General features: G+C 63.8%; 23 protein-coding genes. 18 read left to right on the top strand and 5 right to left on the bottom strand.

Features of this window, described 5'->3' with window-relative positions; all coding sequences use genetic code 11:
• Nucleotides 1-39 precede the first annotated feature (39 nt).
• Both IVB29_RS03000 and thpR read left to right on the top strand, forming a co-directional pair.
• Nucleotides 40-672, top strand: coding sequence for an arylesterase (locus IVB29_RS03000; protein ID WP_247502338.1), 633 nt, complete (start codon nt 40-42; stop codon nt 670-672).
• A 179-nt stretch (nt 673-851) separates the two neighbouring features.
• Nucleotides 852-1388 (top strand): RNA 2',3'-cyclic phosphodiesterase, encoded by a 537-nt coding sequence (gene thpR, locus IVB29_RS02995; protein WP_247501910.1) that lies wholly within the window; start codon nt 852-854, stop codon nt 1386-1388.
• A 30-nt stretch (nt 1389-1418) separates the two neighbouring features.
• Here the strand turns inward: thpR and IVB29_RS02990 are convergent, their stop codons facing one another.
• Nucleotides 1419-1820 (bottom strand): type II toxin-antitoxin system VapC family toxin, encoded by a 402-nt coding sequence (locus IVB29_RS02990; RefSeq protein ID WP_247501909.1) that lies wholly within the window; start codon nt 1818-1820, stop codon nt 1419-1421.
• Nucleotides 1820-2074: a type II toxin-antitoxin system VapB family antitoxin gene (locus IVB29_RS02985; protein WP_247501908.1), complete on the bottom strand. Its 255-nt coding sequence runs from the start codon at nt 2072-2074 to the stop codon at nt 1820-1822. The genes IVB29_RS02990 and IVB29_RS02985 overlap by 1 nt, the downstream gene beginning before the upstream one ends.
• 194 nt (nt 2075-2268) lie before the next feature.
• On the opposite strand from IVB29_RS02985, the gene zapE reads away from it, so the two are divergent.
• The 10 genes from zapE to IVB29_RS02935 all read left to right on the top strand — a co-directional run bounded on the left by zapE (nt 2269) and on the right by IVB29_RS02935 (nt 14793).
• Entirely contained in the window at nt 2269-3453 is a 1185-nt protein-coding gene (gene zapE, locus IVB29_RS02980) for a cell division protein ZapE (protein ID WP_247501907.1), read from the top strand.
• A 185-nt stretch (nt 3454-3638) separates the two neighbouring features.
• The gene (gene mdh / locus IVB29_RS02975) at nt 3639-4607 is read left to right on the top strand and encodes a malate dehydrogenase (protein ID WP_027533317.1); all 969 of its coding nucleotides are present in this window, start codon (nt 3639-3641) and stop codon (nt 4605-4607) included.
• A 216-nt stretch (nt 4608-4823) separates the two neighbouring features.
• Nucleotides 4824-6020: an ADP-forming succinate--CoA ligase subunit beta gene (sucC, locus tag IVB29_RS02970; protein ID WP_247501906.1), complete on the top strand. Its 1197-nt coding sequence runs from the start codon at nt 4824-4826 to the stop codon at nt 6018-6020.
• 4 nt (nt 6021-6024) lie between these two features.
• The gene (locus tag IVB29_RS02965) at nt 6025-6504 is read left to right on the top strand and encodes a DUF1579 family protein (protein WP_247501905.1); all 480 of its coding nucleotides are present in this window, start codon (nt 6025-6027) and stop codon (nt 6502-6504) included.
• 33 nt (nt 6505-6537) lie between these two features.
• Entirely contained in the window at nt 6538-7422 is an 885-nt protein-coding gene (gene sucD, locus IVB29_RS02960; RefSeq protein WP_247501904.1) for a succinate--CoA ligase subunit alpha, read from the top strand.
• 140 nt (nt 7423-7562) lie between these two features.
• Complete coding sequence (locus IVB29_RS02955) at nt 7563-10532, top strand: 2-oxoglutarate dehydrogenase E1 component (protein ID WP_247501903.1); 2970 nt, start codon at nt 7563-7565, stop codon at nt 10530-10532.
• A gap of 180 nt (nt 10533-10712) precedes the next feature.
• Nucleotides 10713-11951 carry a 2-oxoglutarate dehydrogenase complex dihydrolipoyllysine-residue succinyltransferase gene (gene odhB, locus IVB29_RS02950; protein WP_247501902.1) on the top strand — a complete coding sequence of 413 codons (1239 nt, stop codon included), beginning with the start codon at nt 10713-10715 and terminating at the stop codon, nt 11949-11951.
• Nucleotides 11952-12018: 67 nt separating this feature from the next.
• The gene (locus IVB29_RS02945; protein WP_247501901.1) at nt 12019-12768 is read left to right on the top strand and encodes an SDR family oxidoreductase; all 750 of its coding nucleotides are present in this window, start codon (nt 12019-12021) and stop codon (nt 12766-12768) included.
• A gap of 59 nt (nt 12769-12827) precedes the next feature.
• A complete protein-coding gene (gene lpdA, locus IVB29_RS02940; RefSeq protein WP_247501900.1) occupies nt 12828-14228 on the top strand; it encodes a dihydrolipoyl dehydrogenase in 1401 nt (466 codons plus the stop codon).
• Nucleotides 14229-14262: 34 nt separating this feature from the next.
• The gene (locus IVB29_RS02935) at nt 14263-14793 is read left to right on the top strand and encodes a hypothetical protein (protein WP_247501899.1); all 531 of its coding nucleotides are present in this window, start codon (nt 14263-14265) and stop codon (nt 14791-14793) included.
• Nucleotides 14794-14933: 140 nt separating this feature from the next.
• On the opposite strand, the gene IVB29_RS02930 is transcribed toward IVB29_RS02935, so the two are convergent.
• Nucleotides 14934-15527 carry a DUF4337 domain-containing protein gene (locus IVB29_RS02930; protein ID WP_247501898.1) on the bottom strand — a complete coding sequence of 198 codons (594 nt, stop codon included), beginning with the start codon at nt 15525-15527 and terminating at the stop codon, nt 14934-14936.
• A 113-nt stretch (nt 15528-15640) separates the two neighbouring features.
• Nucleotides 15641-16606 (bottom strand): tyrosine recombinase XerC, encoded by a 966-nt coding sequence (locus tag IVB29_RS02925; protein WP_247501897.1) that lies wholly within the window; start codon nt 16604-16606, stop codon nt 15641-15643.
• Nucleotides 16607-16718: 112 nt separating this feature from the next.
• Here IVB29_RS02925 and IVB29_RS02920 point away from each other — a divergent pair, with 112 nt between their 5' ends.
• Nucleotides 16719-18929 (top strand): primosomal protein N', encoded by a 2211-nt coding sequence (locus IVB29_RS02920; RefSeq protein ID WP_247501896.1) that lies wholly within the window; start codon nt 16719-16721, stop codon nt 18927-18929.
• A gap of 228 nt (nt 18930-19157) precedes the next feature.
• Here the strand turns inward: IVB29_RS02920 and IVB29_RS02915 are convergent, their stop codons facing one another.
• Complete coding sequence (locus IVB29_RS02915) at nt 19158-19667, bottom strand: septal ring lytic transglycosylase RlpA family protein (RefSeq protein ID WP_247501895.1); 510 nt, start codon at nt 19665-19667, stop codon at nt 19158-19160.
• A 648-nt stretch (nt 19668-20315) separates the two neighbouring features.
• Between IVB29_RS02915 and IVB29_RS02910 the strand changes: the two genes are divergently transcribed.
• From IVB29_RS02910 to IVB29_RS02890, 5 genes are all read left to right on the top strand, one after another.
• A complete protein-coding gene (locus IVB29_RS02910; protein WP_247501894.1) occupies nt 20316-20876 on the top strand; it encodes a F0F1 ATP synthase subunit delta in 561 nt (186 codons plus the stop codon).
• Nucleotides 20876-22405 (top strand): F0F1 ATP synthase subunit alpha, encoded by a 1530-nt coding sequence (gene atpA, locus IVB29_RS02905; protein WP_247501893.1) that lies wholly within the window; start codon nt 20876-20878, stop codon nt 22403-22405. Before IVB29_RS02910 ends, atpA begins: the two co-directional genes overlap by 1 nt.
• A gap of 154 nt (nt 22406-22559) precedes the next feature.
• Nucleotides 22560-23435: a F0F1 ATP synthase subunit gamma gene (locus IVB29_RS02900; protein ID WP_247501892.1), complete on the top strand. Its 876-nt coding sequence runs from the start codon at nt 22560-22562 to the stop codon at nt 23433-23435.
• Between the two features lie 51 nt (nt 23436-23486).
• On the top strand, nt 23487-24929 hold the full coding sequence (gene atpD / locus IVB29_RS02895; protein ID WP_247501891.1) for a F0F1 ATP synthase subunit beta: 1443 nt from the start codon (nt 23487-23489) through the stop codon (nt 24927-24929).
• A gap of 89 nt (nt 24930-25018) precedes the next feature.
• Complete coding sequence (locus IVB29_RS02890) at nt 25019-25426, top strand: F0F1 ATP synthase subunit epsilon (protein ID WP_247501890.1); 408 nt, start codon at nt 25019-25021, stop codon at nt 25424-25426.
• The last annotated feature ends 64 nt before the right edge of the window (nt 25427-25490 follow it).

The following is a 25490-nucleotide window of genomic DNA, read 5'->3' as shown; positions in this document are numbered from 1 at the left end:
AACTCCGTACGCGCGGTCGAGAGGCGTTACGGATTCTTCATGCACATAGCCGTGTTGATGCTCGCTTTGATGACGGTTGTGAACCCGGCTTGGGCGGACGCGACAAAACCGCTCAAACTTGTCGTTCTCGGCGATTCCTTAAGCGCCGGCCTCGGCCTTCCGGCCCAGCAGGCGTTCCCCACCAAACTTCAAAAAGCCTTGCAGGCCAAAGGCATAGACGTCGACATGACCAATGCCGGGGTGTCCGGCGACACCTCCTCCGGCGGCCGCGACCGGCTCGATTGGTCGGTCCCTGACGGAACCGAAGGGGTGATCGTCGAGCTCGGCGCCAACGACGCGCTGCGCGGCATCGATCCCGATTTGACGCGCGCCGCGCTGACCGACATCGTCCAGCGTCTCAAGGCGCGCAATATCCCTGTGATGCTGTGTGGCATGCTGGCGCCGCCGAACTACGGCGCCGACTATGCCGCGCGCTTCAATTCGATTTATCCGGATCTGGCGAAAAAATTCGACGTGCCGCTTTATCCGTTCTTCCTCGACGGTGTCGCGGCTGACGCCAAGCTCAACCAGGCCGACGGCATTCATCCGACCGCGGCCGGCGTCGACATCATCGTCGGCAACATGATGCCCACCGTGGAGGCATTTTTGCGCAACATAAGCGAGCAGCGATGATGAAAAGCAGGCAGCGCTAACCCTAATTCCCAGTGTTTTACCGGAGTGAGGCGCGCGACTCTTCGCAGAGTCACACAAACGCGATAGGAATCAAGCTACAGATGATTCGTCGCCGGCTCTAAAATTTGGATATGATCTCTCCTTGAGGGATCATGCCCAAGCATCGGGAGTGCGAAACGATGCCGCGTTTGTTTACTGGTCTGGAAATTCCGGACGAGGTCTGCCAGACGCTCTCCAATTTGCGAGGTGGCCTTCCAGGCGCCCGCTGGATCGATCCCGAAAATTATCACGTCACCCTGCGCTTCATCGGCGATATCGACGGCCTGTCCGCCAACGAGATCGCCTCGATGCTGTTTCGCGTCGACCGCAAGCCGTTCGAGGTCAAGGTGCAGGGCTTGCAGAGTTTTGGCGGCCGCAAGCCGCGCGCGGTGGTCGCCACCATCGCGCCGAGCAAGCCGCTGATGGAATTGCAGGCCGAGCTCGAACGCTTGATGCAGCGGATCGGCCTCGACCCCGAGGGACGCAAGTTCATCCCGCATGTCACGCTGGCCCGCCTGCACGACGCCACCGACCGCGACGTCGCCGACTATCTCTCGATGCGCGGCTATTTTCCGAGCAAGGCGTTCACGGCCGAACGTTTTGTCTTGTTCTCGTCCCGCGCATCGACGGGCGGTGGCCCCTACGTGGTCGAGGACGCCTACGAGTTGTGTGAGTGAGACTTCATTATGCTTTGGCTCGTCGCGTCGTTATCGCGGCGCCATGCCGGGGCGAGCGACGTCGGTCTTCGCGAAGTCCTCGCCCTTGAACAACAGCGGCTCGTTGCGGGTCATAGCCAGCGCGTAGGAAAAGCAGTCCCCATAATTGAGCGACGCGGCGTGCCGCCCTTTCCCGTAGCGCCGCCAGGCGCGCCGTGCTGCATCGGCTTGTCCAGCATCGACCGCCACGATCTCGGCGCCGATCTTGACGAGCCAGAGATCGAACTCGCGCCCGCCCGCATCACCTAACCGTGTCTCGATCACCATCGTTGCTTCAAGCACCGTTGCCGCTGAGATCAGGCGGATCGGATCGTCCACGATCAATCGCTCGATATTCGCTGCATCGGCTTCATTGAGTGCGATTGCCACGATCGCCGATGTATCGATCACCATCAGCGTGGCAACCCATGCTCGTCGTATTCGAGAATTTCCTCAGGCGTGCGGTCATCCACGACTCGCATTTCGCTCCAGCGTCGCCTGATCTCGGCCATGTCTTCCAGTAGCGCGTCTTTGCGGGTTTGACCGCCGAGCCGGCGCAATCGCTCTTCGATGGCGCGCTTGGTCGCGGTCGTGATGTTCTCGCCGGTCAATTGCGCCAGAGCCCGCGCCAATTGCTCCGTTTCAGGGTCCTTGATGCTAAGCGCCATGCCGAGGTTCCTTGGTTCCTCAATAGGTATATTCTAGCCTCGAGAAGCGCAAGAATGGATCCGTTTGGCAGGTCGAGCACGCACCTGCATTGAGGTCCGTGTTTACGCGCGATCATTCCTCGAAGGGCCGGGCGCATACGCCGTTGCGCCAATAGATGGTTGCAATTTCCGCCCATCTCTGGCGGTAAAGGGCCATGCTCTCCACTCCGAATTCCTCATTCCGCGAGGCATACCAGGCCCAGATCGCGTCCGGCGCGATCGAGCCCGATGCTGCGCAGGCCGAGGTCGCCGAGGCCTATGCGGCGCTTGACCAGCGGCTCGCCAACTACAAGCCGCAGCGCAAGCAGGGCCTGCTCGCCCGCCTGTTCAGCAGCGACAAGGACGAGGCGCCGCGCGGGCTCTACATCCACGGCGAGGTCGGTCGCGGCAAGACCATGCTGATGGATTTGTTCTTCCAGCACTCGACCGTCGAGCACAAGCGCCGCGCGCATTTCCACGAATTCATGGCCGATGTGCATGAGCGCATCTACGATTATCGCCAGAGCATCGCGCGCGGCGAGATCGCCGATGGCGACGTCATGGTGCTCACGGCGAACGCGATCTTCGAGGAGAGCTGGCTGCTCTGCTTCGACGAATTCCACGTCACCGACATCGCGGATGCGATGATCCTGGGGCGCCTGTTCGCCAAATTGTTCGAGCTCGGCACCGTGGTGGTCGCAACCTCCAACGTCGCGCCCGACGATCTCTACAAGGGCGGCCTCAACCGTTCGCTGTTCCTGCCCTTCATCAAGCAGATCACCGACCATATGGACGTCGCGCGGCTCGATGCGCGCACCGACTTCCGGCTGGAAAAGCTCCAGGGCGTGCCGATGTGGCTGACGCCGGCGGATGGCGATGCCGACGAAGCGCTCAACCGCGCCTGGTCGAAGATATCAGGCAACGCCAAATGCAAGTCGCGCGACATCGCGATCAAGGGCCGCATCCTGCACGTGCCGTGCTCGGCTCACGGCGTGGCGCGCTTCGCCTTCGCCGATCTCTGCGAGAAGCCGCTGGGTGCATCCGACTACCTCAGGCTGGCCCACGACTATCACACCATCCTGGTCGACCATATTCCAGTGATGGACCTCTCCCAGCGCAATTCCGCCAAGCGCTTCATCACGCTGATCGATACGCTCTATGACAATGCCGTGAAGCTGATGGCCTCGGCCGATGCCAACCCGATCTCGCTCTACCTCGCCCATGAGGGCAACGAGGCCATGGAGTTCAAGCGGACGGCGTCGCGCCTGATCGAGATGAGCTCGGAATCCTATCTGGCGCTGGCTCACGGCCGTAAGGATTCCACCGCCAGCGGCTCCACCAAGGGCCTGGTGGAGACTTAAGTCCTAAACCTGTTGTTAAGGGGGCATCCCGGGTTCGCGACCTTCGTCCCACCGGGGAATGACCGGATTGCGCTTGTATACGCGGCAAGCCCGACAAATGGGCATCCGGCGACTTGAACGGAGAAAGCGAAAGGGATAACCACCCACTCAGTTTTCCCTCCTGGATGTCTAGAGGACAGGTTCACATGGCGCGCGACAAGATTGCTTTGATTGGCTCCGGTCAGATCGGCGGAACGCTGGCTCACCTCATCGGCCTGAAAGAACTGGGCGACGTCGTGATGTTCGACATCGCCGAGGGCGTGCCGCAGGGCAAGGCGCTCGACATCGCGCAGTCCTCGCCGGTCGACGGTTTTGACGCCCACTACACCGGCGCCAACTCCTATGAAGCCCTCGACAACGCCAAGGTCTGCATCGTCACCGCCGGCGTGCCGCGCAAGCCCGGCATGAGCCGCGACGATCTCCTCTCCATCAACCTCAAGGTCATGGAGCAGGTCGGCGCCGGCATCAAGAAGTACGCCCCCGACGCCTTCGTCATCTGCATCACCAACCCGCTCGACGCGATGGTCTGGGCGCTCCAGAAGGCCTCCGGCCTGCCGCACAAGAAGGTCGTCGGCATGGCCGGCGTGCTGGATTCCTCGCGCTTCCGCTACTTCCTGGCCGACGAGTTCAACGTCTCGGTCGAAGACGTCACCGCCTTCGTGCTCGGCGGCCACGGCGACACCATGGTGCCGCTGGTGAAGTACTCCACCGTCGCCGGCATCCCGCTGCCCGACCTCGTCAAGATGGGCTGGACCTCGCAGGCGCGCCTCGACGAGATCGTCGACCGCACCCGCAACGGCGGCGCCGAGATCGTCAATTTGCTCAAGACCGGCTCGGCCTTCTATGCGCCGGCGGCGTCCGCGATCGCGATGGCCGAGAGCTATCTGCGTGACAAGAAGCGCGTGCTGGCCTCGGCCGCCTACCTCAACGGCGAATACGGCGTGAAGGACATGTATGTCGGCGTGCCCGTCGTGATCGGCTCCAAGGGCGTCGAGCGCGTCGTCGAGATCGAGCTCGCCGGCAAGGACCGCGAGGCCTTCGACAAGTCGGTCGGCGCGGTGCAGGGCCTGGTCGATGCCTGCAAGAAGATCGCCCCCGATCTTCTCGGCCGCTAAGGTCACACCAATCCCCGCCGAAGACCGAAACCCGGTCTTCGGCGGTTTCATTTCCGGGCCCCGCGTCAAGCGAGATCCGGCAAGTTCGAGCAATTCCGCAGTCCAGAGATCGATGTCAAAGAATCCGAGTTGCAGTTCCTGTGGTATATGGTATGCCAGCCACAAGACTGAGGTGGGCCCATGTGGTCACCGCCCGCGGGTTCAGGGAGCGACCATATGAATATCCATGAATATCAGGCCAAAGCGCTGCTCAGCGAGTTCGGCGTAGCGATCTCTAAGGGCGTAGCCGTCCTGAACCCCGCCGATGCGGATGCCGCTGCCAAGGCGCTCCCCGGTCCGGTCTATGTGGTGAAGAGCCAGATCCACGCCGGCGGCCGCGGCAAGGGCAAGTTCAAGGAAGCATCCGCCGGCGACAAGGGCGGCGTCCGCATCGCCAAGTCGGCCGCCGAGGTCTCCGAGTTTGCCAAGCAGATGCTCGGCGCCACGCTGGTGACGATCCAGACCGGCCCCGCCGGCAAGCAGGTCAACCGCCTCTACATCGAGGACGGCTCCGACATCGACAAGGAGTTTTATCTCTCGATCCTGGTCGACCGCGAGACCTCGCGCGTCTCCTTCGTCGTCTCGACCGAAGGCGGCGTCAACATCGAGGACGTCGCGCACAACAACCCCGAGAAGATCGTGACCTTCTCGGTCGATCCCGCGACCGGCATCATGGGCCATCACGGCCGCACCGTCGCCAACGCGCTGAAGCTGTCCGGCGATCTCGCCAAGCAGGCCGAGAAGCTCACCGCGCAGCTCTATACGGCGTTCGTCGCCAAGGACATGTCGATGCTGGAGATCAACCCGCTGGTCGTGACCAAGCAGGGCCAGCTCCGCGTGCTCGACGCCAAGGTCTCGTTCGACGACAACTCCCTGTTCCGTCATCCCGAAGTGCTCGCGCTGCGCGACGAGACCGAGGAAGACGCCAAGGAAATCGAGGCGTCCAAGTACGACCTCAACTACGTCACGCTCGACGGCAATATCGGCTGCATGGTCAACGGCGCCGGTCTCGCGATGGCGACGATGGACATCATCAAGCTCTACGGCATGGCGCCGGCGAACTTCCTCGACGTCGGCGGCAGCGCCAGCAAGGAGAAGGTCGCGGCCGCCTTCAAGATCATCACTGCCGATCCGAGCGTGAAGGGCATCCTGGTCAACATCTTCGGTGGCATCATGAAGTGCGACGTGATCGCCGAAGGCGTCACCGCTGCTGTCCGCGAAGTCGGTCTCAGCGTGCCGCTGGTGGTTCGCCTCGAAGGCACCAATGTCGAGCAGGGCAAGAAGATCATCCGTGAATCAGGCCTGAACGTGGTGCCCGCCGACAATCTCGACGACGCCGCGCAGAAGATCGTGAAGGCCGTCAAGGGAGGCTAAGGCCATGACCCAGGACCATCTCGCCGCATCATCCCCACTTGCAGAGCATGCGCGTCTCGCCGCGTTCGCCGGCGAATGGAATGGCGAAGAGGTGGTCTTCCCGTCGCGCTGGAACGACGGCGGCCCGGCCACCTCGCACACCGTCGCACGCATGGACCTCAATGGATTCTACCTGATCCAGGACGCGGTCCAGATCCGCGACGGCAAGCAGAGCTTCGCCACCCACGGCATCTTCACCTGGGACCGTGACGACCGGACCTACAAATTGTTCTGGTACGATTCACTCGGCTACACGCCGCCCTCGCCCGCCTCTGGCGGGTGGGTCGGCAAGACCCTGACGCTGGTGCGCGGCTCGCTCCGCGGCAATGCGCGCCACGTCTACGAAATCATCAATGAGGATTCCTACTCGTTGAAGATCCAGTTCTCGCCGGACGCTGAAGGTTGGGCTGACGTGCTCACCGGCGTCTACCGCCGCATCCACTGACCTCTCACTCGTTAGTTCGCGAAAGCAGACCTCATGTCCATCCTGATCGACAAGAACACCAAGGTCATCTGCCAGGGCTTTACCGGCAAGAACGGCACCTTCCATTCGGAGGCCGCGATTGCCTATGGCACCAAGATGGTCGGCGGCACCTCGCCGGGCAAAGGCGGCGCGACGCATCTGGGCCTGCCGGTGTTCGACACCGTGCGCGAGGCGCGTGAGAAGACCGGTGCCGATGCGTCGGTGATCTATGTGCCGCCGCCGGGTGCGGCCGACGCGATCTGCGAAGCCATCGACGCCGAGATCCCGCTGATCGTCTGCATCACCGAGGGCATTCCCGTCATCGACATGGTGCGCGTGAAGCGTTCGCTGGCGGCGTCCAAGTCGCGCCTGATCGGGCCGAACTGCCCGGGCGTCATGACCGCCGGCGAGTGCAAGATCGGCATCATGCCGGCCAACATCTTCAAGACCGGCTCCGTCGGCATCGTCTCCCGCTCCGGCACGCTCACTTACGAAGCCGTGTTCCAGACCTCCCAGGAAGGCCTCGGCCAGACCACCGCGGTCGGCATCGGCGGCGACCCGGTCAAGGGAACCGAGTTCATCGACGTGCTGGAAATGCTGCTGGCCGATCCCAAGACTGAATCGATCATCATGATCGGCGAGATCGGCGGTTCCGCCGAGGAAGACGCCGCCCAGTTCCTCAAGGACGAAGCCAAACGCGGTCGCAAGAAGCCGATGGTCGGTTTCATCGCCGGCGTGACCGCACCTCCCGGCCGCCGCATGGGCCATGCCGGCGCGATCATTTCGGGCGGCAAGGGCGATGCCGGTTCCAAGACCGACGCGATGAAATCGGCAGGAATTACAGTCTCGCCGTCTCCCGCCCGCCTCGGCCACACGCTTGCCGAAATATTGAAGGGCTAATTCACTCCTTCGTGCTTTTCCGGGCGAAGTTTCGCAGCAAATAGGGTAAATGGTGCCTGTCGCGCTGGGCCTCTGCCGGGGAGCCCAGCGCCAGCGCCGTTTGTTATGCGCGAACCGAAAAAATCGCCAGGAACTCAAGTATGTCTCGCCAAGACGCGAACGCAGCCTTTGCCCTCTCCTCCTTTTTGCAGGGCACAAACGCCACCTATATCGACGAAATCTATGCCCGCTACGAGAAGGACCCGTCCTCGGTCGACGCCGAGTGGCAGGAGTTCTTCAAGAGCCTCAACGACCAGCCCGCCGACGTCCGGAAGAACGCCGAGGGCCCGTCCTGGGAGCGGACCAACTGGCCGCTGACCCCGCAGGACGATCTGACCTCCGCCCTCGACGGCAACTGGGCCGAAGTCGAGAAGGCTGTCGGTGCCAAGATCGCCGCCAAGGCGCAGGCCAAGGGGGGCGACAAGGGCGCCGGCATTACGTCCGCCGAACTGCTCCAGGCCACGCGCGACTCCGTCCGCGCCCTGATGCTGATCCGCTCCTACCGCATGCGCGGCCACTTCCACGCCAAGCTCGACCCGCTCGGCATCGAAGCCCCTCGCAATCGCGAAGAGCTCGATCCGCGCACCTACGGTTTCAGCGAAGCCGATTTCGACCGCAAGATCTTCCTCGATCACGTGCTCGGCCTCGAATATGCCAGCTTGCGTGAGATCACCGCGCTCTGCGAGCGGACCTACTGCCAGACGCTCGGCGTCGAGTTCATGCACATCAGCAACGCTGCGCAGAAGGCCTGGATCCAGGAGCGCATCGAAGGGCTGGACAAGGAGATCTCGTTCACCCGCGAAGGTCGCCGCGCCATCCTGATGAAGCTGGTCGAAGCCGAAGGTTTCGAAAAATTCTGCGACACCAAGTTCACCGGCACCAAGCGCTTCGGTCTCGACGGCGCTGAATCGCTGATCCCCGCGCTCGAGCAGATCATCAAGCGCGGCGGCAATCTCGGCGTGAAGGAAGTCGTGGTCGGCATGCCGCATCGCGGCCGCCTCAACGTGCTCACCCAGGTCATGGGCAAGCCGCACCGCGCGCTGTTCCACGAGTTCAAGGGCGGCTCGGCCAATCCCGACGCGGTCGAAGGCTCCGGCGACGTCAAATATCACCTCGGCGCGTCCTCGGACCGCGAGTTCGACGGCAACCGTATCCATCTGTCGCTGACCGCGAACCCCTCGCATCTCGAGATCGTCGATCCCGTGGTGCTCGGCAAGGTCCGCGCCAAGCAGGACCAGCATGGCGATCCGCCGGACCAGCGCATCTCGGTGATGCCGCTGCTGATGCACGGCGACGCCGCGTTCGCCGGCCAGGGCGTGGTCGCGGAATGCTTCGGCCTGTCGGACCTGAAGGGCTACCGCACCGGCGGCTCCGTGCACTTCATCGTCAACAACCAGATCGGCTTCACCACTTATCCGCGTTACTCGCGCTCCTCGCCGTATCCGTCTGATGTGGCGAAGATGATCGACGCGCCGATTTTCCACGTCAACGGCGACGATCCGGAAGCCGTGGTGTTCGCGGCCAAGGTCGCGACCGAGTTCCGGCAGAAGTTCCACAAGCCCGTCGTCATCGACATGTTCTGCTACCGCAGGCATGGCCATAACGAAGGCGACGAGCCGGCCTTCACCCAGCCGGTGATGTACAAGAAGATCGCGGCTCACCCCACGACGCTGGAGCTCTATGCCCGCCGCCTCATCAGCGAAGGCGTGGTGACCGAGGGCGAGGTCGACAAGGCCAAGGCCGACTGGCGCGCGCGGCTCGATGCCGAGCTCGAAGCCGGCTCCGGCTACAAGCCCAACAAGGCCGACTGGCTCGACGGCAAATGGGCCGGCTTCAAGATCGCCGATCAGGAAGAAGATGCGCGTCGCGGCGTGACCGGCGTCGACATCGCCGCGCTGAAGGATATCGGCCGCAAGATCACCAAGGTGCCGGACGGCTTCCGTGCCCACCGCACCATCCAGCGTTTCCTCGAGAACCGCTCGAAGGCGATCGACACCGGCGCCGGCATCGACTGGGCGACGGGCGAGGCGCTGGCGTTCTGCACGCTGCTCAACGAGAACCACCATGTCCGGCTGTCCGGACAGGATTCGGAGCGCGGCACCTTCTCGCAGCGCCACTCGGTCCTGATCGACCAGGAGGACGAGAGCCGCTACACGCCGTACAACCATCTCGGCAACGAGCAGGGCCATTACGAGGTCATCAACTCGTTGCTGTCGGAAGAAGCCGTGCTCGGCTTCGAATACGGCTATTCGCTCGCCGAGCCGAACACGCTGACGCTGTGGGAAGCCCAGTTCGGCGACTTCGCCAACGGTGCGCAGGTCGTGTTCGACCAGTTCATCTCCTCGGGCGAGCGCAAATGGCTGCGCATGTCCGGTCTCGTGTGCCTTTTGCCGCACGGCTATGAGGGCCAGGGACCTGAGCACTCCTCGGCGCGTCTGGAGCGTTATCTGCAGATGTGCGCCGAAGACAACATGCAGGTGGTCTATCCGACTACGCCGGCAAACTACTTCCACGTGCTGCGCCGCCAGCTGCATCGCGAGATCCGCAAGCCTCTGATCGTGATGACGCCGAAGTCGCTGCTGCGCCACAAGCGGGCGGTGTCGCGTCTGGAGGAGCTTGCGAAGGGAACGACCTTCCACCGCATCCTGTATGATGACGCCCAGATGCAGCCGAGCGAGGCGACCAAGCTCGTTCCGGACGAGAAGATCCGCCGCATCGTGCTGTGCTCGGGCAAGGTCTATTACGACCTCTACGAGGAGCGCGAGAAACGTGGCATCGACGACATCTATTTGATGCGCGTCGAGCAGCTCTATCCGGTGCCGCTGAAGGCGCTGGTGGCCGAGCTGTCCCGCTTCAAGAAGGCGGAAGTGATCTGGTGCCAGGAAGAGCCGCGCAACATGGGTGCGTGGCACTTCATCGAGCCCTATCTGGAATGGGTGCTGAACCAGGCCAATGGTGTGAGCCGGCGTCCGCGTTACGTCGGTCGCGCCGCTTCCGCTGCGACCGCGACTGGTCTGATGTCGAAGCATCAGGCGCAGTTGAAGGCGTTCCTGGACGAAGCACTGAGCTGAACTTTTTTAACTGCGTCATGCCCCGCCCCGCTGCGTAATCGCGCACAAGGGCGGGGCATCCAGCAAGTTGCGACGTCCTCGTGAATGCGATGCGTCCCGCTTGCTGGATGGCCTGTTTTTCGCGGGCCGATGACACCCGGAATTCATGACCGCATCGGCGATCTCCTTAAGGAAAAGACCATGACTGAAATTCGTGTGCCGACCCTCGGCGAATCCGTCACCGAGGCCACCATCGGCCGCTGGTTCAAGAAGGCCGGCGATGCCGTTGCCGTCGACGAGCCCTTGGTGGAGCTCGAGACCGACAAGGTCACCATCGAAGTCCCGGCGCCGTCCGCCGGCACGCTGAGCGAGATCATCGCCGCCGACGGCACCACCGTCGCGGTCGGCGCGCTGCTCGGCCAGATCACCGAGGGCGCCGCCGGCGCCAAGCCGGCCGCTGCCCCCGCGAAGCCCGCCGCTGCCGCTCCGGCTCCCGCTGTTGCGGCTCCCGCGCCGGCTCCGAAGGCGCCGCCGGCCGATGCGCCGCTCGCCCCGTCCGTGCGCAAGCTGTCCGCCGAGACCGGCGTCGACGCCTCGACCGTTCCGGGCTCCGGCAAGGACGGCCGCGTCACCAAGGGCGACATGCTTGCCGCGATCGAGCGTGCAGCCTCCGCGCCGACCCCGGTCAACCAGCCTGCCGCCGCCGTGCAGGTTCGCAGCGCCTCGCCGGCCGATGACGCTGCCCGCGAAGAGCGCGTCAAGATGACCCGGCTGCGCCAGACCATCGCGCGCCGCCTCAAGGACGTGCAGAACACCGCGGCCATGCTGACGACCTTCAACGAGGTCGACATGACCAACGTGATGGCGCTGCGTGCCCACTACAAGGATGCGTTCGAGAAGAAGCACGGCTCGAAGCTCGGCTTCATGGGCTTCTTCACCAAGGCCGTCGTGCAGGCCCTGAAGGACATCCCGGCCGTCAACGCCGAGATCGACGGCACCGATTTGATCTACAAGAACTACTATCACATCGGCGTTGCGGTGGGCACCGACAAGGGCCTCGTCGTGCCGGTCGTGCGCGACTGCGACAACAAGTCGATCGCCGACATCGAGAAGGGCATCGCCGATTTCGGCCGCCGCGCCCGTGATGGCCAGCTCAAGATCGACGAGATGCAGGGCGGCACCTTCACCATCACCAACGGCGGCATCTATGGCTCGCTGATGTCGACCCCGATCCTGAACGCGCCGCAGTCCGCCATCCTGGGCATGCACAAGATCCAGGAGCGGCCGATGGCGATCGGCGGCAAGGTCGAGGTCCGCCCGATGATGTATCTGGCGCTGTCCTACGATCACCGCGTCATCGACGGCAAGGAAGCCGTCACCTTCCTGGTTCGCGTCAAGGAGAGCCTGGAAGACCCGGCGCGTCTGGTGCTGGACCTCTGATTCCCAATGCCTTGAAGACGCCGTCGCCTGTAGGGGCGACGGCGTTTGTCGAAAGATGGAGGCGCGCATGACGGATAAAGTCGTTGTCATCACCGGCGGCAGCCGCGGCATCGGTCGCGCGACTGCGCTCGCGGTCGCCGCGCGCGGCTTCCGCGTCGTCGTCGGCTATGCCAGCAACAAGCAGGCGGCCGACGAGGTCGTCGCGCAGATCGCGGCCAGCAACGGCAAGGCCATCGCGGTGAAATGCGATGTCGCCGAGGAAAGCGATATCGTCGAACTGTTCAAGCAAGCCGACAAGTTCGGCACGCTTGGCGCGCTCGTCAACAATGGCGGCATCGTCGGCCAGAGCGGCGTGCGCGTCGACGAGATGTCGGCCGAGCGCATCCAGCGCGTGATGGCGGTCAACGTCACCGGCTCGATCCTCTGCGCGCGCGAAGCCGTCAAGCGGATGTCGACCAGGCATGGCGGCAAGGGCGGCGTCATCGTCAATCTGTCATCGGTTGCTGCCAAGCTCGGCGCGCCCAATACTTACGTCGATTATGCCGCGTCCAAGGGCGCGATCGATTCCTTCACCATCGGCCTCGGTTACGAGGTCGCAAGCGAAGGCATTCGCGTCGCGGGCATCCGTCCGGGCCTGATCGATACCGAAATTCACGCCTCCGGCGGTGAGCCCGATCGGCATCATCGCCTGGCCCATATGGTGCCGATGAAGCGCGTCGGCACCGCGGACGAAATTGCCAACGCCATCGTCTGGCTGATGTCGGACGAGGCGTCCTACATAACCGCAGCTACGCTCGATGTGTCCGGCGGACGCTGACGTGGCCCGCGCGGACGCTGACACATCCTCATCACGCTAAACTCACGGGACTTTCTCTCATGGCTACCTACGATCTCGTCGTCATCGGCACCGGACCTGGCGGTTATGTCTGCGCGGTGCGCGCCAGCCAGCTCGGCATGAAAGTCGCTGTGGTCGAAAAGAACGCCACGCTCGGCGGCACCTGTCTCAATGTCGGCTGCATGCCGTCGAAGGCGCTGCTGCATGCGTCCGAGATGTTCGAGGAAGCCGGGCATTCCTTCGCCAAGATGGGCATCAGCGTCCCGGCGCCGAAGCTCGAATTGCCGGCGATGATGAACTTCAAGCAGCAGGGCATCGACGGCAACGTCAAGGGCGTCGAGTTCCTGATGAAGAAGAACAAGGTCGACGTGCTCAAGGGCACCGGCAAGATTCTTGGCACCGGCAAGGTCGAAGTCTCCGCCGACGGCAAGTCGCAGCTGATCGAGACCAAGAACATCGTGATCGCCACCGGCTCGGACATCGCGCGCCTCAAGGGCATCGAGATCGACGAGAAGCGTATCGTCTCGTCCACCGGCGCGCTGTCGCTGGACAAGGTCCCCGGCAAGTTGCTCATCGTCGGCGCCGGCGTGATCGGCCTTGAGCTCGGTTCGGTCTGGCATCGTCTCGGCGCCGAAGTCGTCGTCGTTGAATTTTTGGACCGCATCCTGCCCGGCATGGACGGCGAGATCGCCAAGCAATTCCAGCGCATACTCGAAAAGCAGGGCTTTGCGTTCAAGCTCGGCGCCAAGGTCACCGCGGTCGACACCTCAGGCAAGACGCTGAAGGCGACGATCGAGCCCGCTGCCGGCGGCGCCGCGGAGACACTGGAAGCCGACGTCGTGCTCGTCTGCATCGGCCGCGTGCCCTACACGGACGGTCTCGGCCTGAAGGAAGCCGGCGTCGCGCTCGATCCCCGTGGTCGCGTGCAGATCGATCCGCATTTCGCCACCAGCCTGAAGGGCGTCTATGCCATCGGCGACGTCGTCGCCGGCCCCATGCTCGCGCACAAGGCCGAGGACGAAGGCGTAGCCGTTGCGGAGATCATCGCAGGCCAGGCCGGCCACGTGAATTACGACGTTATCCCAGGCGTCGTGTATACCACGCCGGAAGTGTCCTCCGTCGGCAAGACCGAGGAGGAGCTGAAGCAGGCGGGCGTCGCTTATACCGTCGGGAAGTTTCCCTTTACCGCCAACGGCCGCTCCAAGGTCAACCAGACCACCGACGGCTTTGTGAAGATTCTCGCAGACGCAAAGACCGATCGCGTGCTCGGCGTGCACATTATCGGCATTGAGGCCGGCGAAATGATCCATGAAGCCTGCGTTCTCATGGAATTCGGCGGCAGCGCGGAAGATCTCGCGCGCACCTGCCACGCCCATCCGACCCGCTCGGAGGCCGTCAAGGAAGCCGCGCTTGCAGTCGGCAAACGGGCCATCCATATGTAGGGACGCGCCCAGCACCGAATCGGGCGGGAAACACATGCTGCGCCGCCTTCTTCAACCGGTCTGGGTCCTGCTGGCGATCATCTTCCTGATCGAAGCCTGGCTGTGGGACCATCTCGAGCCGATCGTCGCGCGGGTTGTCGCCATCATCCCGCTCGCCCGGTTCAAGCAATGGCTGTCGGAGCGCGTCGATGCACTGTCGCCGGCCATGACGCTGATCGTGTTCGCGGTCCCCGTCATCCCGCTGTTTCCGCTCAAGCTGGTCGGCCTGTGGCTGCTCACGCATGAGTACTGGACCAGCGCGGTCTTCACCATCCTGTTCGCAAAGCTGCTCGGCGTCGGCGTCACCGCCTTCGTGTTCGACGTCACGCGCGACAAGCTGATGGAGATGGGCTGGTTCGAGCGGCTCTACGCCCTCGTGATGAAGCTGCGGGCAAAAGCCGCGGAGCTGGTCGACCCGATCAAGCGGCGCATCCGCGAGCTGATCGCCGGCAACGGCGAAGGCTGGTCCTCCCGCACGCTGCGTTTGATCCAGCGTTTTCGCAAAAGCGTGCACGAGGCGCGCTAGCTGCCTGCCACACACTCACTGTGATCGCCCGGCTTGTCCGGGCGATCACAGTATTCCACAGACAGTCGTTATTGAATCGAGAGGCTGCGGCGTACTGGATGCCCGCCTTCGCGGGGCATGACAGCGGTGCGCGTAACACCCTACCCGTGCAGATGCAGCAGATGCGGCCACCACGCGCCGAGCACGGTCATCGCAAGGCCGGCCAGCGTCAGCAGGCCAGCGATGTAAGCGAGCGCGACCATGCCGGTGATGATGGTCGCCGACGCCAGCACGATGCCGATCTGGAAGGCGGCGGACGCCAGCTCGAAGTGATGGTATTTCGCGGTCGCCTCATCGCGCTCGTGCTCGGCGTGCTTGGCCTTTTCGGCGAGCTGCTCGGTACCTTCGCCGGTCTCCGGCTCCGAGCGGTAGCGCTGCGCGGTCTTCTGCCAGTCCTCGATCTGCTTCTGCACGGCCACCTTGTTGGCCTCGTCGCTCGCCGCGCCGAGGATCAGCTTGCCCTGGTCGGCTGCGGTCTGCACCACGGTACGGCGGATGCTTTTCGCCTGGAAGAACGCCCAGAGGTTGGAAGCCTCGACGTTCTTGCTGATCGATTCGGTCTGGGCGCCCTTGCCGAGCGTCTCCGAGATCGCCAGGAACAGCGCCAGCACGGCGATCAGCAGCGCGATCTTCTTGTTCGAGCCGGACGCGTGCTCGGCATGCTCGGCATGCTCCATGCTTTCATGTGCGCTCATGATTCCCTCCTGCCTCGGTTCCGTAACGATTGACCGAACCGAAGGCGCCGCGCAAGAGGCACGCAAGCCATGACAGCTTGATGTCAGGATTTGGCGGCAATTCAGCGTCTCTTTCAGCGCCTTGGATGGGCGCTGGCGTAGACTTCCAGCAGCCGTTCAGAATCGATGCCGGTGTAGATCTGCGTGGTCGAGAGTGAGGAATGGCCGAGCAATTCCTGGATCGCGCGCAGGTCCCCGCCGCGTGACAACAGATGCGTGGCGAAGGAATGCCGGAGTGCGTGCGGCGTGGCGCTGTCGGGCAGGCCAAGCGCGCCGCGCAGCCGCTCCATCGCGAGCTGGATGATGCGCGGGCTGAGCGGGCCGCCGCGGGCGCCGACGAAGATCGGGCCTTCCGCCGGCAGCGGATACGGGCACATCCCCACATACTCGTCGACCAGCGCCAGCACGTTTTGCAGCACCGGCACCATCCGGGTCTTGTTGCCTTTGCCTGTCACGATCAGCACGTCGCCTTCGCCGGCGCGCGGCACCTCGCGGCGCTTTAGGCCGAGCGCTTCGGAGATGCGCAGGCCTGATCCATAGAGCAGTGCCATCACCGCGGCATCGCGCGCCAGGATCCAGGTCTCGCGGTCTTCGCCAGCGCGTTCGTCGGCATCCGCAAGACGCTTTGCCGATGCCATCGGCAGCGGCTTCGGCAAGGTCTTCGCCACCTTCGGCGCGCGGATCGCCGACAACGCGCCGACCTTGCCTTTGCCTTCGCGTTCCAGAAATCGGCCGAACGAGCGCAGGCCCGCCAGCGCGCGCATCAGTGAACGGCCGGCAATGTCGTCGGCACGGCGCATCGCCATGAAGGCGCGGATATCGGTGGCTTCCAGCGATGCGAAACGTTTGAGCGTCACGCGCTCGCCCCAATGGGCGCAAAGGAAATCCAGGCACTGCCGCAAGTCGCGGCTATAAGCCTCCAGCGTCTTCGGCGACAGCCGCCGCTCGGCGCCGAGATGCGACAGCCAGCGCGTCATCTCCAGCGCGATCGAGGGATCGGCGCTGGCGAGCTCGATCAATGGGGCGGCCGCTTTGCTCATGCGCTCTGGACGTAATGATTCCGCACAGTATATCGCATCACACCCGTTTACTGTTCGCTAAGGCCGCTCTGCGGCGCTAGCCTCAAGGCCCCCAGGTTCCGATTCTCCATCCATGGATCATTCGTCCCGCAGCGCGACCACCCCCGCCAACGCGACCCGCATGGTCGACGTGCTGGTGCCGGTCGCGCTCGACCAGACTTATTCCTACAAGGTGCCGCGCGGCATGGAGCTGAAGGCGGGCGATCTCATCGGCGTGCCGCTAGGGCCCCGCGAGGTGCTGGCCGTGGTCTGGGCGGAAAACGCCAATCCCGATCCGCGCCTGCACAACCGCCTCAAGGACGTCAGCGAAAAGCTCGACATTCCGCCGTTGAAGCCCGAGCTGCGCTCAGTGGTCGACTGGGTCGCCAATTACACGCTAAGCCCGCGCGGCATGGTGCTGCGCATGTGCCTGCGGATGGGCGAGAATCTCGGCCTCGAGCGGGTCCGTGCCGGCGTGCGCCTGGCCGGCGATCCCCCCAAACGGCTGACGCCGGCACGGCAGCGCCTGATCGAGGTGCTGTCGGACCGGCTGCTGCACGGCAAGTCGGAAGCCGCCAGGGAAGCCGGTGTCTCCGCCGGCGTGATCGACGGCCTCGTCGATGAAGGCACGCTCACGGTCGAGCCGATGCCGCCGCCGCCACCGCCGCCAGCCCCTGATCCGGATTTCAGCCAGCCGGATTTTTCGCCGCTCCAGCGCGCTGCGGCCGATACGTTGCGCGCGCTTGCCGCTAACGGCACCTTCCACGTCGCGCTGCTCGACGGCGTCACCGGCTCGGGCAAGACCGAGGTCTATTTCGAAGCCGTGGCCGAGGCGATCCGTCGCGGAAAACAGTCGCTGATCCTGATGCCGGAGATCGCGCTGACCGGCCAGTTCCTCGACCGCTTCGCGCAACGTTTTGGCGTGCGGCCGATCGAATGGCATTCGGAGCTGACGCCGCGCACCCGCGCCCGCAATTGGGCGGCGATCTCGGAAGGCACTGCGCCGGTCGTGGTCGGCGCGCGCTCGGCGCTGTTTCTGCCTTACGGCAATCTCGGCCTCATCATCGTCGATGAAGAGCACGACCAGGCCTACAAGCAGGACGAGGGCGTGCATTACCACGCGCGTGACATGGCGGTGGTGCGCGCGCATATCGCAAAAATTCCGATCGTGCTGGCGTCGGCCACGCCCTCGGTCGAGTCCGAGGTCAACGCGCGCAAGAACCGCTATCAGCGCATCGCGCTGCCTTCGCGCTTCGGCGGCCAACACATGCCGCATATCGAGGCCATCGACATGCGCCGCGAGCCGCCCGCGCGCGGCCGCTATATCTCGCCGCGCCTGGCCTCCGAGATCAGAAAAGCGATCGAAAAGCGCGAGCAGGCGCTGCTGTTTCTCAATCGCCGCGGCTATGCGCCGCTGACGCTGTGCCGTGCCTGCGGCCATCGCTTCGCCTGCACCATCTGCGATGCCTGGCTGGTCGATCACCGCTTTCGCCAGCGTCTGGTCTGCCATCATTGCGGCTTCTCGATGCCGCGCCCGCAAACCTGCCCGCATTGCGCGGCGGAGGAATCACTGGTCGCGGTCGGGCCTGGCGTCGAGCGCTTGCAGGAGGAGGCGGCCGCACTGTTCCCGGAAGCGCGCACCATGGTGCTGTCGAGCGATCTCATCACCTCGATCGAGACGATGCGCTCGGAACTGAATGAGATCGCGGAAGGCCGCGTCGACATCATCATCGGCACGCAGCTCGTCGCCAAGGGCCACAATTTCCCGCGGCTCAATCTGGTCGGCGTGGTCGATGCGGATCTGGGTCTCAGCAACGGCGATCCGCGCGCCTCGGAACGCACCTGGCAATTGCTCAACCAGGTGATCGGCCGTGCCGGGCGCGAGCAGGGCCGCGGCGTCGGCTATTTGCAAACCCACCAGCCCGATCATCCCGTGATGAAGGCGCTGATCGCCTGCGACCGCGAGGCTTTTTACGACAGCGAGATCGATCTGCGCGAGCGCACGCTCTATCCGCCGTTCGGCCGGCTCGCGAGCCTGATCATCTCGGCCGGCGATCGCCCAAGCGCCGAAGGCCTCGGCCGCCGCCTCGTTGCGCTCGCACCGCGCGACGAGCGCGTGGTGGTGCTGGGCCCGGCGGAAGCCCCGCTCGCCGTGATCAAGGGCCGTTATCGTTTCCGCATCCTGGTGAAATCGGCGCGCGGTTTCGACCTGTCGGACTATCTGCGCAACTGGCTCGCGGTCTGCCCGAAGCCGAAGGGCAATCAGAAGCTCGAGGTCGACGTGGACCCGCAGAGCTTTTTGTAGAAGCCACACTCTCTCCTCGTCATTGCGAGGAGCCCTTGCGACGAAGCAATCCAGATTGCTTCCGCGGAAAGATTCTGGATTGCTTCGCTTCGCTCGCAATGACGAAGAGAAAAAGCCCGCCGTCCCCCAAGACGGCGGGCTTGTTTCACCCGCGCTGATCTCGCCGCTCACATGTCCATGCGGACGACAACGAGAATTGCGCTTTTCAGGTGAGGCGCTGATCGCGCGTTAGGAGACGACTTCCGCGGTGACGCGGCCGACGCCGGCACCGGTAAGGCCGATGGCGCGGGCCGCACCCGTGGAGAGGTCGAGGACACGGCCGCGCACGAACGGGCCACGGTCATTGATGGTGACGACGACGCTCGAGCCGCCATGGGTGACGCGCAGCTTGGTGCCGAACGGCAGCGAACGGTGCGCTGCGGTCATGGCGTTCTGGTTGAAGCGCTGGCCCGAAGCCGTGCGGCTGCCGGACTCGTTGCCGTAATAGGAGGCCATGCCGGAGAAGCTGCGGCCCGTGCCCGACGACGGCGTCATCGACGCGTTGGCATTGCGCCAATCGGAGGTCGTGTTGGTGTCAGCCTGGGCGTGGTGGCGGTGATGATGGTGAGAGGTCCGGTGGTGATGCCGGGATTTGGCGGAAGCTTCGGTGGCAGTTCCACCGACGATGAGAGTTGCAGCGACGAAAGCGATCGCCGTACGCGGCCGGGTCACAGAGCCCAGCGTCTTCAAAGACAGCATTTAGTGGTCCCTAAGCTAGTATTGCCACATATGTGGCCAGTGGAGCCCCCGTAGGTTTGTGAGCGGGTTGGCGTTTGGTTGGGCAATGAGGCATGAATTGGGCAGTAAATCCGTTCTGTGTCGTCATGAAATATCTTGTTACTGGCATCGATATTGCAGCCGATGTTCCGTAATCTTCCGCTTTAACGTTTCTTTAACCAGTCTATTACTTGCGAATACTGTAGAACGAAGTCCTCACATCCCGCGTTTAGAATTGGGTAAGTATTCGGGAAAGGTCGGCAAAGCCGCTCCGGTCACGCCTCAGCGATCCGTGTTCATGGCCGCTATGCGCTGAGGGCAGGAACGAATGGGCGGGACGGCGCCGTCAGGCGCATGGCAATTCCGTGGCGTGGCAGGTCGTCATCGGATCATCGTCGAAGCGTCGTGGAGTGCGACGAACTGGCGACAGAACGTCGTGCCTTTAATTTGGCGTCATGTTGCACGTGCGCGCCTGCTATGTTAGCAAAGCCGCGATTTTAACGGACCCGGCACCTCCCGTGTCGGCCGAAAATCGAAGTCCCGCTTGAATTCCAAGGGCTTGGATCGCTAGGCGCCGCTTTGTGGCGACGGTTTTTCCCTTGCGAGTTTGACAGCAAAAAGAGCACGTCTGTGGCTGCAGAAGATACGTCCGTTTCCGGTGTGTCCGGCCGTTATGCAACGGCCTTGTTTGAACTGGCCCGCGACCAGAAAGTGGTCGACGAGGTCAAAGCCGATCTCGCCAAATTCGAGGCCTTGCTGAACGAGAGCGCCGATCTGAAGCGCCTCGTCCGCAGCCCGGTGTTCTCGGCCGAGGTCCAGTCCAGGGCCCTCTCGGCCGTGCTGGACAAGGCCGGTATCGCTGGCATCTCCGCCAATTTCCTCAAAGTCCTGACCGCCAATCGCCGCCTGTTCGCGGTGAGTGACGTCATCCGCGCCTACCGCGCCCTGGTCGCCCGGTTCAAGGGTGAGGTGACGGCCGACGTCACCGTGGCGGAAGCGCTTTCGGACAAGAATCTCGACGCCCTCAAGGTTGCCCTGAAGTCGGTGACCGGCAAGGACGTCGCGCTCAACGTGAATGTCGACCCCTCGATCATCGGTGGCCTCGTGGTGAAACTTGGCAGCCGCATGATCGATAGTTCGCTTCGCACCAAACTCAATTCGATCAAGCACGCGATGAAAGAGGCAGGCTGATGGACATCCGCGCCGCGGAAATTTCCGCGATCCTCAAGGACCAGATCAAGAATTTCGGCCAGGAAGCTGAAGTCTCCGAAGTCGGACAGGTGCTGTCCGTCGGCGACGGTATCGCTCGCGTCTACGGTCTGGACAACGTCCAGGCCGGCGAAATGGTCGAGTTCGAGAACGGCACGCGCGGCATGGCGCTGAACCTCGAAACCGACAACGTCGGTATCGTTATTTTCGGCGGCGACCGTGAGATCAAGGAAGGCCAGACCGTCAAGCGCACCCGCGCCATCGTGGACGCGCCGGTCGGCAAGGGCCTGCTCGGCCGCGTCGTCGACGCGCTCGGCAACCCGATCGACGGCAAGGGCCCGATCCAGGCCGACAAGCGCATGCGCGTCGACGTCAAGGCGCCCGGCATCATTCCGCGCAAGTCGGTGAGCGAGCCGATGGCGACCGGCCTCAAGGCGATCGACGCCCTGATCCCGATCGGCCGTGGCCAGCGCGAGCTGATCATCGGCGACCGCCAGACCGGCAAGACCGCGATTGCGCTCGACACCATCCTGAACCAGAAGCCGCTCAACGCGCAGCCCGACGAGAACATCAAGCTGTATTGCGTCTACGTCGCGATCGGCCAGAAGCGTTCGACGGTTGCCCAGTTCGTGAAGGTGCTGGAAGAGCAGGGCGCGCTCGAGTACTCGATCATCGTCGCCGCCACCGCGTCGGATCCGGCGCCGATGCAGTACATCGCCCCGTTCACCGGCTGCACCATGGGCGAGTATTTCCGCGACAACGGCATGCACGCGGTCATCATCTATGACGATCTGTCCAAGCAGGCCGTCGCCTACCGCCAGATGTCGCTGCTGCTGCGCCGCCCGCCGGGCCGCGAAGCCTATCCCGGCGACGTGTTCTATCTGCATTCCCGCCTGCTCGAACGCGCGGCGAAGCTGAACAAGGACCAGGGCTCGGGCTCGCTGACGGCGCTGCCGGTCATCGAAACCCAGGCCAACGACGTGTCGGCCTACATTCCGACCAACGTCATCTCGATCACCGACGGTCAGATCTTCCTGGAAACCGACCTGTTCTTCCAGGGCATCCGTCCCGCGGTGAACGTCGGTCTGTCGGTGTCGCGCGTCGGTTCGTCGGCGCAGACCAAGGCCACCAAGAAGGTCGCCGGCAAGATCAAGGGCGAGCTCGCGCAGTACCGCGAAATGGCGGCGTTCGCGCAGTTCGGCTCCGATCTCGACGCCTCGACCCAGCGCCTGCTGAATCGCGGCTCGCGCCTGACCGAACTCCTGAAGCAGCCGCAATTCGCGCCGCTGAAGATGGAAGAGCAGGTCTGCGTGATCTGGGCCGGCACCAACGGCTATCTCGATCCGCTCCCGGTGAACAAGGTGCGCGCGTTCGAGGACGGTCTGCTGTCGCTGCTGCGCGGCAAGAACGTCGAGATCCTCAACGCGATCCGCGACAGCCGCGATCTCTCGGACGACTCGGCCGCCAAGCTGAAGTCGGTTGTCGAGGGTTTTGCGAAGAGCTTCGCGTAATTAGAGAGCCGTCATGGCCGGGCTTCTTGTCCCGGCCATTCACGCCTCACCGCGTGGGGACGAAGATTTGGATGCGCGGGACAAGCCCGGGCATGACGACAGGGACAAGCTAGCGGTTTGATCGCAAGGGTCGAACCGTCGGGGTGAACGAAGAATGGCTTCACTTAAAGACATGCGGGTCCGCATCGCCTCCACCAAGGCGACGCAGAAGATCACCAAGGCCATGCAGATGGTCGCCGCCTCCAGGTTGCGCCGCGCCCAGCAGGCGGCGGAAGCTGCACGCCCCTATGCCGACAAGATGAGCGCGGTGATCTCCAACATCGCCAGCGCTGCCGCGGGTTCGCCCGGCGCGCCGACGCTGCTGGCCGGCACCGGCAAGGACCAGGTTCACTTGCTGCTGGTTTGCACCGGCGAGCGCGGCCTGTCCGGCGCCTTCAACTCCTCGATCGTGCGCCTCGCGCGCGAGCGCGCCCAGGCGCTGATGGCGCAGGGCAAGGACGTCAAATTCTTCTGCGTCGGCCGCAAGGGCTATGAGCAGCTTCGCCGTCTGTTCGACAAGCAGATCGTCGAGCATCTCGACCTGCGCAGCGTTCGTCAGCTCGGCTTCGCCAATGCCGAGGACATCGCCAGGAAGGTTCTGGCGCGTTTCGAGAACGGCGAGTTCGACGTCTGCACGCTGTTCTACGCGCAGTTCAAGTCGGTGATCGCCCAGATCCCGACCGCGCAGCAGATCATTCCGCTGGTGGTGGAAGAAAAGGCGGCGAACGCGCCGTCGACGTCCTACGAATATGAGCCGGAGGAGGACGAACTCCTCTCGGGCCTTTTGCCGCGCAACATCGCGGTGCAGATCTTCCGTGCGCTGCTGGAAAACAACGCTTCGTTCTACGGCGCGCAGATGAGCTCGATGGACAACGCCACCCGCAATGCCGGCGAAATGATCCGCAAGCAAACCCAAATCTACAACCGAACCCGTCAAGCCCAGATCACCAAGGAGCTGATCGAGATCATCTCCGGCGCCGAGGCGGTCTGACGCACGAACTAACGACGGTCGTTCAAGTAAAGAATTTCGAAGGAGAGCTTCATGGCTACAGCAGCTAACCCGGTCGGTCGCGTCACCCAGGTCATGGGCGCCGTCGTCGACGTTCAGTTCGAGGGCCATCTCCCGGCCATTCTCAATTCGCTGGAAACCAGGAACGGCAGCATCCGCCTCGTGCTGGAAGTTGCGCAGCATCTCGGTGAGTCCACCGTGCGCACCATCGCGATGGACGTGACCGAAGGTCTGGTCCGCGGTCAGGAAGTGACCGACACCGGCCAGCCGATCTCGGTTCCGGTGGGCGCCGGCACGCTCGGCCGCATCATGAACGTCATCGGCGAGCCGATCGACGAAGCGGGCCCGATCCAGTCCGAAGGCATGCGCGCCATCCACCAGGAAGCGCCGAGCTACACCGACCAGTCGACCGAAGCTGAAATTCTCGTCACCGGCATCAAGGTCGTCGATCTTCTTGCTCCGTATGCGAAGGGCGGCAAGATCGGCCTGTTCGGCGGCGCCGGCGTCGGCAAGACCGTGCTGATTCAGGAGCTGATCAACAACGTCGCGAAGGCGCACGGCGGTTACTCCGTGTTCGCAGGCGTCGGCGAGCGTACCCGCGAGGGCAACGACCTCTATCACGAGTTCATCGAGTCCAAGGTCAACGCCGATCCGCACAATCCGGATCCGAGCGTGAAGTCGAAGTGTGCGCTGGTGTTCGGCCAGATGAACGAGCCTCCGGGCGCCCGCGCCCGCGTCGGCCTCACCGGTCTGACCGTCGCCGAGCATTTCCGCGACCAGGGCCAGGACGTGCTGTTCTTCGTCGACAACATCTTCCGCTTCACGCAAGCGGGTTCGGAAGTGTCGGCGCTGCTCGGCCGTATTCCGTCGGCCGTGGGTTATCAGCCGACGCTCGCCACCGACATGGGCGCGCTGCAGGAGCGCATCACGACCACGCAGAAGGGCTCGATCACCTCGGTGCAGGCCATCTACGTTCCGGCCGACGACTTGACCGATCCGGCGCCCGCGACCTCGTTCGCGCATTTGGACGCGACCACGGTGTTGAACCGCGCGATCTCGGAAAAGGGCATCTACCCGGCCGTGGACCCGCTCGACTCGACCTCGCGCATGCTCTCGCCGCTCGTCGTCGGTCAGGAGCACTACGACACCGCGCGTCAGGTCCAGCAGGTGCTGCAGCGCTACAAGTCGCTCCAGGACATCATCGCCATTCTCGGCATGGACGAGCTTTCGGAAGAGGACAAGCTGACGGTGGCCCGCGCCCGCAAGATCGAGCGCTTCCTGTCGCAGCCGTTCCACGTCGCCGAAATCTTCACCGGCTCGCCCGGCAAGTTCGTCGACCTCGCGGACACCATCAAGGGATTCCGCGGCCTCTGCGAAGGCAAGTATGACCATTTGCCGGAAGCCGCCTTCTACATGGTCGGCACCATCGAAGAGGCGATCGAGAAGGGCAAGAAGCTGGCGGCGGAAGCTGCTTAAGGGGCGAATGGCGAATGGGGAGTAGCGAATAGTTTCGCTGCTCCTTTTCGCAACTCGCTATTCGCCATTCGCTATTCGCAAGGTTTCCCATGGCCACCTTCCATTTCGATCTCGTCTCTCCGGAAAAGCTCGCATTCTCGGGCGAGGTCGACCAGGTCGACATCCCCGGCGTCGAGGGTGATTTCGGCGTGCTGGCCGGACATGCCCCGGTCGTGGCTGCGATCCGCCCGGGCATTCTCACCATCACCACCGCTGGCCGCCACGAGAAGGTCATCGTGCTCGGCGGTCTCGCCGAAGTCTCCGAAAAGGGCCTGACAGTGCTCGCCGACGTCGCGACGTCGCTGGCCGAGCTCGACCGCGCCCAGTTCGCCGCGACGATCTCGGAGATGGAAGAGGGTCTGAAGGAGCACGAAGGCGGCGAGCTCGATCACGCCATCGAGCGGCTCGACCACTACAAGAGCATCCAGCAGCAGCTCAACTCCACGGCTATGCATTAAGCCCCGGCGCACTGCTCCGGGGCTCGATCTCGAAATTCCTGAACAAGTTCAGCGCTCGTCACGA

Source organism: Bradyrhizobium sp. 1 (assembly GCF_023073315.1).
Classification (GTDB): domain Bacteria; phylum Pseudomonadota; class Alphaproteobacteria; order Rhizobiales; family Xanthobacteraceae; genus Bradyrhizobium.
This window is presented reverse-complemented; position numbering and strand designations above follow the sequence as displayed.

Coding starts and splice junctions, on each gene's coding strand:
- IVB29_RS03000 (WP_247502338.1), top strand. CDS start 40: ATGCACATAGCCGTGTTGATGCTCGCTTTGATGACGGTTGTGAACCCG.
- thpR (WP_247501910.1), top strand. CDS start 852: ATGCCGCGTTTGTTTACTGGTCTGGAAATTCCGGACGAGGTCTGCCAG.
- IVB29_RS02990 (WP_247501909.1), bottom strand. CDS start 1,820: ATGGTGATCGATACATCGGCGATCGTGGCAATCGCACTCAATGAAGCC.
- IVB29_RS02985 (WP_247501908.1), bottom strand. CDS start 2,074: ATGGCGCTTAGCATCAAGGACCCTGAAACGGAGCAATTGGCGCGGGCT.
- zapE (WP_247501907.1), top strand. CDS start 2,269: ATGCTCTCCACTCCGAATTCCTCATTCCGCGAGGCATACCAGGCCCAG.
- mdh (WP_027533317.1), top strand. CDS start 3,639: ATGGCGCGCGACAAGATTGCTTTGATTGGCTCCGGTCAGATCGGCGGA.
- sucC (WP_247501906.1), top strand. CDS start 4,824: ATGAATATCCATGAATATCAGGCCAAAGCGCTGCTCAGCGAGTTCGGC.
- IVB29_RS02965 (WP_247501905.1), top strand. CDS start 6,025: ATGACCCAGGACCATCTCGCCGCATCATCCCCACTTGCAGAGCATGCG.
- sucD (WP_247501904.1), top strand. CDS start 6,538: ATGTCCATCCTGATCGACAAGAACACCAAGGTCATCTGCCAGGGCTTT.
- IVB29_RS02955 (WP_247501903.1), top strand. CDS start 7,563: ATGTCTCGCCAAGACGCGAACGCAGCCTTTGCCCTCTCCTCCTTTTTG.
- odhB (WP_247501902.1), top strand. CDS start 10,713: ATGACTGAAATTCGTGTGCCGACCCTCGGCGAATCCGTCACCGAGGCC.
- IVB29_RS02945 (WP_247501901.1), top strand. CDS start 12,019: ATGACGGATAAAGTCGTTGTCATCACCGGCGGCAGCCGCGGCATCGGT.
- lpdA (WP_247501900.1), top strand. CDS start 12,828: ATGGCTACCTACGATCTCGTCGTCATCGGCACCGGACCTGGCGGTTAT.
- IVB29_RS02935 (WP_247501899.1), top strand. CDS start 14,263: ATGCTGCGCCGCCTTCTTCAACCGGTCTGGGTCCTGCTGGCGATCATC.
- IVB29_RS02930 (WP_247501898.1), bottom strand. CDS start 15,527: ATGAGCGCACATGAAAGCATGGAGCATGCCGAGCATGCCGAGCACGCG.
- IVB29_RS02925 (WP_247501897.1), bottom strand. CDS start 16,606: ATGAGCAAAGCGGCCGCCCCATTGATCGAGCTCGCCAGCGCCGATCCC.
- IVB29_RS02920 (WP_247501896.1), top strand. CDS start 16,719: ATGGATCATTCGTCCCGCAGCGCGACCACCCCCGCCAACGCGACCCGC.
- IVB29_RS02915 (WP_247501895.1), bottom strand. CDS start 19,667: ATGCTGTCTTTGAAGACGCTGGGCTCTGTGACCCGGCCGCGTACGGCG.
- atpA (WP_247501893.1), top strand. CDS start 20,876: ATGGACATCCGCGCCGCGGAAATTTCCGCGATCCTCAAGGACCAGATC.
- IVB29_RS02900 (WP_247501892.1), top strand. CDS start 22,560: ATGGCTTCACTTAAAGACATGCGGGTCCGCATCGCCTCCACCAAGGCG.
- atpD (WP_247501891.1), top strand. CDS start 23,487: ATGGCTACAGCAGCTAACCCGGTCGGTCGCGTCACCCAGGTCATGGGC.
- IVB29_RS02890 (WP_247501890.1), top strand. CDS start 25,019: ATGGCCACCTTCCATTTCGATCTCGTCTCTCCGGAAAAGCTCGCATTC.